This window comes from Halobacillus sp. BBL2006, from assembly GCF_000786645.1.
GTDB lineage: Bacteria > Bacillota > Bacilli > Bacillales > Halobacillaceae > Halobacillus.
Genome location: NZ_JRNX01000310.1, coordinates 1 through 5,575, shown reverse-complemented (window position 1 = coordinate 5,575; position 5,575 = coordinate 1). Strand labels below are relative to the sequence as shown.

Here is a 5,575-nt window from a genome sequence, read left to right as displayed (position 1 = left end):
AAAGAAAGCCCGCCGATAATCAGCGAGCTTTACTTTAGAAATCAAATTACTTAAGTTCAACTGTTGCGCCAGCTTCTTCAAGCTGAGATTTCATTTCTTCTGCTTCTTCTTTAGATACGCCTTCTTTGATAGCGCCAGGAGCGTTATCTACAAGGTCTTTCGCATCTTTAAGACCAAGACCAGTGATTTCGCGAACCGCTTTAACAACTTTGATCTTAGAAGATCCAGCAGATTCTAGGACTACGTCGAATTCTGTTTGCTCTTCAGCAGCTTCGCCACCTGCAGCAGGAGCACCCGCAGCTACTGGAGCTGCAGCAGATACACCAAATTCTTCTTCGATTGCTTTTACTAGGTCGTTAAGCTCAAGAACAGACATTTCTTTAATCGCTTCAATGATTTGTTCGTTAGACATGAGAAATTTCCTCCTTATTAATTTTAAGTTTATAGGTTTAAACGAACGCTAACTTACGCGCTTTCTTCTTCTTCTTTTTGATCCGCAATAGCTTTTGTCGCGTATGCAAAGTTGCGGATAGGTGCTTGTAGTACGCTTAAGAACATAGATACAAGACCTTCGTAGTTTGGAAGGGAAGCAACCTCTTTGATTTGCTCAAGTGTGGCAACTTGTCCTTCAATCACTCCGCCTTTAATTTCAAGACTTTCGTGATCTTTCGCAAAGTTGTTTAGAACTTTTGCTGGCGCTACAGCGTCGTCTGCATGGAATGCTAATGCAGTTGGACCTTGTAGCACTTCGTGAAGTTCAGTTAGTTCAACTTCTTCTGTCGCGCGGCGAATCATCGTGTTTTTATGCACTTTGAATTCTACGCCAGCTTCACGCAGTTGAGAGCGAAGTTCTGTTACTTCGGCAACATCAAGACCGCGGTAGTCTACAACTACTGCAGATTTACTGTTGCGGAACTTTTCAGCTAGCTCAGCAACAACCTGCTGTTTCTGTTCAATAATACTGCTCATCGTTCCACCTCCTATTGACTGATCATCATACCGTTCGGAAGGGTTACATAAAAAGTACCTCCATGCAGACATGGAGGTACGTATGACAGAACAGGGCAACATGTGCGCTGCTCCGTTTATTCACACACCTCGGCAGGAAATTAAGCGGAGTTCCGCACCTGCTGTCTACGGTATAACGTATTCATTTATACAACATTACTAATTGTAACTAATCAGCAATGGAAAGTCAACAATAAATTATTTATTTCGTATAACTAGAAACATCAACTTTGATTCCAGGACCCATTGTTGATGAAACAGCAGCATTACGCATGTAAGTTCCTTTAGACGCTTGTGGCTTAGCTTTTACAAGTGTTTCAGTAATCGCTTCGAAGTTTTCAATCAATTTCTGCTCATCGAAAGAAGCTTTTCCGATTGGAACATGGATGTTAGCAGCTTTATCAACGCGGTATTCTACTTTACCAGCTTTGATTTCGTTAACAGCTTTTTCAACTTCAAATGTTACTGTACCTGTTTTAGGGTTTGGCATAAGACCTTTTGGTCCTAGTACTCGACCAAGCTTACCTACTTCAGCCATCATGTCAGGAGTCGCTACTACTACGTCAAAATCAAACCAACCCTGGTTGATTTTGTTGATTAGGTCTTGTTCACCTACGTAGTCAGCACCAGCTGCTTCTGCTTCTTTCGCTTTATCACCTTTAGCGAAAACTAGCACACGCTGAGATTTACCTGTACCGTGCGGAAGCACCATAGCTCCGCGAATTTGTTGGTCCGCTTTCTTAGGGTCAACGCCTAAACGGAATGCAGCTTCTACAGTTTCGTCAAAGTTTGCTTTTGCAGTTTCTTGTACTAGCTTGATCGCTTCTTGCACGTCATAAGCTTTTGTACGGTCAACAAGCTTTTGAAGTTCTTGTTGCTTTTTCGTTTTTTTAACCATTTTAATTTTCCTCCTTTGTGGTTTTAACGGATTTTCCTCCCACGAATAAAGGTTGCGAAAGAGGTTTTAGCTCCAGTTCCGCAACCTTTCCTATCTCTCTCCGAATGACGCTGTGTGGGATTAATCTTCGATTGTGATTCCCATACTGCGCGCAGTACCTTCTACCATGCGCATTGCAGCTTCAACGTCAGCAGCATTTAAATCAGGCATTTTTGTTTCTGCGATTTCGCGAACTTTATCGCGTTTCACAGTAGCTACTTTGTTACGGTTTGGCTCACCAGAACCTGATTCAATACCAGCCGCTTGCTTAAGAAGCACAGCAGCAGGCGGAGTTTTCGTAACGAATGTAAAGGAACGGTCTTCATATACCGTAATTTCAACTGGAATAATCGTACCCGCTTGTTCCTGAGTACGAGCGTTAAACTCCTTACAGAAACCCATGATGTTAATACCCGCTTGACCTAGTGCTGGTCCTACTGGCGGTGCTGGGTTCGCTTTACCTGCAGGAATCTGAAGCTTTACAACATTAATAACTTTTTTAGCCACGAGACACACCTCCTTAAAGTCCGTGATGTGGTAATAGGGATTACCCCTCCCACTCATTTTGCAATATGCTTAACGCCTCGTCGATTGAGGCACATAAAGAACATAAAAATTCTAGCATCTTTATTAGAAGAATGCAAGGGGGAGGGATGATTTTTTAAAAGGTCACTGAATTTCGGACATTTGGTTGATCCGGGCTGACCCAGGCGATCCCACATTTAAATCTATAATTTTTCGATCTGAGAAAAGTCTAGTTCCACCGGAGTTTCACGGCCGAACATGTTGACGTGGACTTTCACTTTTTGCTTGTCTGTATCAATGTATTCAATCGATCCAGTGAAGTTTGCGAAAGGTCCGTCCGTTACTTTAACACTTTCCTTCACCTCAAAGTCAACCTCTGTTTTCGGTTTTTCATTCATACCCATACGTTTGAGAACAGTGTCCACTTCTTCAGGAAGGAGAGGGATTGGTTTAGAACCGGAGCCAGTAGACCCAACGAATCCTGTAACACCCGGCGTATTCCGTACGACATACCAAGAATCATCGGTCATGACCATCTCAGCTAAAACGTAACCCGGGAATACTTTCTTCTTTGCGATTTTTCTCTTACCATTCTTAATTTCCGTTTCTTCGTCTTCAGGGACTAGCACACGAAAGATCTTGTCTTCCATTCCCATTGACTCGACACGCTTTTCTAAGTTGGTCTTTACTTTGTTTTCATAACCTGAGTAGGTGTGAACAACATACCATCTTTTTTCCATTTGAACAGGACAAATGCTTGCCCTTCCCTCCCTTATCGTGAATTTAATACTTTTTATTCCAACATAAAAAACCCGTTGAACGGGTTTTTTGTAAGTCTATCTCTTATTATAGCATAAAATCTACTGTACTATTCTTTAGCGATGAGTTCAAGTACCTCTGAAATACCAAGATCTACAACGGCAAAGAAAACAGCAACGAAAGCCACTGTGGCTAATACGGTAATCGTATAGCGTGTAAGTTCACGGCCTTTAGGCCAGCTGACTTTGCGCATTTCCCTAGCTACGTTCTTAAAGAACTTAAACATGGATGCCATACCCCCAAACTTGTGCCTTACGGCTTCTTTCTCTATTTCGTCTCGCGATGCAAGGTATGCTTACCACACCTCTTGCAAAACTTACGAACTTCTAGACGTTCGGATTGACTCGATTGATTTTTATATGAACTATAATTTCGATTGGAACATTCAGTACAAGCTAAGATTACTTTTTTTCTCATTGATTCGTCATCCTCTTCGTTAGAGGTTTTCACACTCAATAAATGTAGCACTCTTCACAGAGGCTGTCAATCTCGCATCTACAGAGTGATTTCGCTAATCTCCAAGTATTTTTCAAGCTTTCTTTTGACCCGTTGAAGCGCATTATCTATGGATTTAACGTGACGATCAAGCTCAACAGAAATCTCCTGGTACGAACGCCCGTCCAAGTAAAGGGTGAGGACTTGCTTCTCTAATTCGCTTAACAGTTCAGAGATCTTCTCCTCCATATCGGAAAATTTCTCTTTGTTTACGATCAACTCTTGTGGATCAATAGCTTTAGATCCAGCAATAACATCTAACAATGTACGATCAGACTCTTCATCATAAATAGGCTTGTCCAGCGAAACGTAGGAATTTAAAGGGATGTGTTTTTGTCTTGTGGCAGTTTTGATTGCGGTAATAATTTGACGGGTTACGCATAATTCGGCAAAGGCTTTAAAAGAAGATAACTTTCCTTCCTGGTAATCGCGAATGGCTTTGTAAAGACCAATCATACCTTCTTGAACAATGTCCTCCCGATCTGCGCCAATAAGAAAGTAGGTCCGAGCTTTTGCCCGAACAAAATTTTTGTACTTATTAATTAAATAATCGAGAGCTTGGACCTGACCTTGATTAATCCGTTCGATAATCGCTTCATCCTCAAGCTTGCTAAGATCCAACTCATTGATGTCCATCTCCGTTTGAATGATGCTCACACAGGATCCCCCCGACCGTGCTACCTCAATATAGCAATATTATACAGTAAGCGCTTGAAAAAGGTCAACAAGTTGTCAGAATTATTTATCTCCTCGACGCCATTTTTCAAATAATTCCCTTACTTCTTTATTCATCGGTATTTTCGGTTGATGTTGTACCTGATTATGAGTTTCTACATCCTTTTTTATTTGGTTTTCGATATTCTTAATCTCAATATAAAGCTCGCGGGCTGATTTTCGGAACGCTCCTTGTCCAAAGATTGTTCGTTGTTCTGCGTAGTCGGAGGTCGCTACATAAACCTGGGTACGCACATCATTTAATTCTCCGGCTAGTTTTTCGATCCGTTCATCGGCCGTTTCGTTCTCTTTTGTAAAGATCACGTCAACTTTGTAATTTTTGTGTTTTTTCTCCAAGCCCCGAACATGGTAAGCATCAAATACAACAATGATTCGATCACCAGTGTAGGACTGATACTCAGCTAGCATCTCTATAAGAAGATCACGGGCTTGGCCAAGATCTTTTTCTTTCAACCGTTTAAGCTCTGGCCACGCCCCGACCATGTTGTATCCATCTACAATTAGAACAATCATAGGTTATTCCCCAACCGGGTGACGCTTTCTATAAACTTCATACATCAATAAAGAAGCGGCAACAGAAGCATTTAATGAAGTTACTTTGCCTGCCATAGGAAGACTTACTGTCCAGTCACACTTTTCTTTTGTAAGCCGGCTCATACCTTTCCCCTCACTGCCGATCACAAGGGCGATTGGCATCGTTCCATCTAATTGACGGTAATCTTCCGTGCCTTTGGCATCCGTTCCGACCACCCAAACGAAACGCTCCTTTAATTCTTCAATCGTGCGCGCAAGGTTTGTGACCCTTGCAACAGGAATATATTCGATTGCCCCAGTAGAGGTTTTAGCGACGGTCCCGGTTAGAGCAACAGATCGCCTTTTCGGAATAATTACACCGTGGGCACCACTCGCATCCGCAGTACGAAGAATCGACCCAAGATTATGAGGATCTTCAATTTCGTCACATATGATAAAGAAAGGCGCTTCCCCTTTTTCCTCTGCTTTTGCAAACAAATCTTCAATATCACTGTACTCATAGGCAGCAACAGATGCTGCCAC

Annotated in this window: 10 protein-coding genes and 1 other annotated feature; all 10 genes read right to left on the bottom strand. The window is 42.1% G+C overall.

Going from position 1 to position 5,575, the window contains the following annotated elements; translation table 11 throughout:
* Window positions 1-46: 46 nt before the first annotated feature.
* On the bottom strand, window positions 47-412 hold the full coding sequence (gene rplL / locus LD39_RS09925; RefSeq protein WP_035545750.1) for a 50S ribosomal protein L7/L12: 366 nt from the start codon (window positions 410-412) through the stop codon (window positions 47-49).
* Window positions 413-465: 53 nt separating this feature from the next.
* The gene (gene rplJ, locus LD39_RS09920; protein ID WP_035545748.1) at window positions 466-969 is read right to left on the bottom strand and encodes a 50S ribosomal protein L10; all 504 of its coding nucleotides are present in this window, start codon (window positions 967-969) and stop codon (window positions 466-468) included.
* A gap of 39 nt (window positions 970-1,008) precedes the next feature.
* Window positions 1,009-1,158: a sequence feature (ribosomal protein L10 leader region), on the bottom strand.
* A 52-nt stretch (window positions 1,159-1,210) separates the two neighbouring features.
* Entirely contained in the window at window positions 1,211-1,906 is a 696-nt protein-coding gene (gene rplA, locus LD39_RS09915) for a 50S ribosomal protein L1 (RefSeq protein WP_035545745.1), read from the bottom strand.
* Window positions 1,907-2,026: 120 nt separating this feature from the next.
* A complete protein-coding gene (gene rplK, locus LD39_RS09910) occupies window positions 2,027-2,452 on the bottom strand; it encodes a 50S ribosomal protein L11 (protein ID WP_035545742.1) in 426 nt (141 codons plus the stop codon).
* A gap of 221 nt (window positions 2,453-2,673) precedes the next feature.
* Entirely contained in the window at window positions 2,674-3,210 is a 537-nt protein-coding gene (gene nusG, locus LD39_RS09905; protein WP_035545740.1) for a transcription termination/antitermination protein NusG, read from the bottom strand.
* Window positions 3,211-3,338: 128 nt separating this feature from the next.
* Window positions 3,339-3,515, bottom strand: coding sequence for a preprotein translocase subunit SecE (gene secE / locus LD39_RS09900; protein ID WP_035545737.1), 177 nt, complete (start codon window positions 3,513-3,515; stop codon window positions 3,339-3,341).
* 41 nt (window positions 3,516-3,556) lie between these two features.
* The gene (rpmG, locus tag LD39_RS22095) at window positions 3,557-3,706 is read right to left on the bottom strand and encodes a 50S ribosomal protein L33 (protein WP_081988407.1); all 150 of its coding nucleotides are present in this window, start codon (window positions 3,704-3,706) and stop codon (window positions 3,557-3,559) included.
* Window positions 3,707-3,784: 78 nt separating this feature from the next.
* The gene (sigH, locus tag LD39_RS09895) at window positions 3,785-4,441 is read right to left on the bottom strand and encodes an RNA polymerase sporulation sigma factor SigH (protein ID WP_035545735.1); all 657 of its coding nucleotides are present in this window, start codon (window positions 4,439-4,441) and stop codon (window positions 3,785-3,787) included.
* 81 nt (window positions 4,442-4,522) lie between these two features.
* On the bottom strand, window positions 4,523-5,032 hold the full coding sequence (locus LD39_RS09890; RefSeq protein ID WP_035545733.1) for an NYN domain-containing protein: 510 nt from the start codon (window positions 5,030-5,032) through the stop codon (window positions 4,523-4,525).
* Window positions 5,033-5,035: 3 nt separating this feature from the next.
* On the bottom strand, window positions 5,036-5,575 hold a 540-nt coding region (gene rlmB, locus LD39_RS09885), incomplete at its 5' end, for a 23S rRNA (guanosine(2251)-2'-O)-methyltransferase RlmB (protein ID WP_035545729.1).

Bases quoted from the DNA above. Each gene is read 5' to 3' on its own strand.
- rplL (WP_035545750.1), bottom strand. From the start codon at position 412: ATGTCTAACGAACAAATCATTGAAGCGATTAAAGAAATGTCTGTTCTT.
- rplJ (WP_035545748.1), bottom strand. From the start codon at position 969: ATGAGCAGTATTATTGAACAGAAACAGCAGGTTGTTGCTGAGCTAGCT.
- rplA (WP_035545745.1), bottom strand. From the start codon at position 1,906: ATGGTTAAAAAAACGAAAAAGCAACAAGAACTTCAAAAGCTTGTTGAC.
- nusG (WP_035545740.1), bottom strand. From the start codon at position 3,210: ATGGAAAAAAGATGGTATGTTGTTCACACCTACTCAGGTTATGAAAAC.
- secE (WP_035545737.1), bottom strand. From the start codon at position 3,515: ATGTTTAAGTTCTTTAAGAACGTAGCTAGGGAAATGCGCAAAGTCAGC.
- rpmG (WP_081988407.1), bottom strand. From the start codon at position 3,706: ATGAGAAAAAAAGTAATCTTAGCTTGTACTGAATGTTCCAATCGAAAT.
- LD39_RS09890 (WP_035545733.1), bottom strand. From the start codon at position 5,032: ATGATTGTTCTAATTGTAGATGGATACAACATGGTCGGGGCGTGGCCA.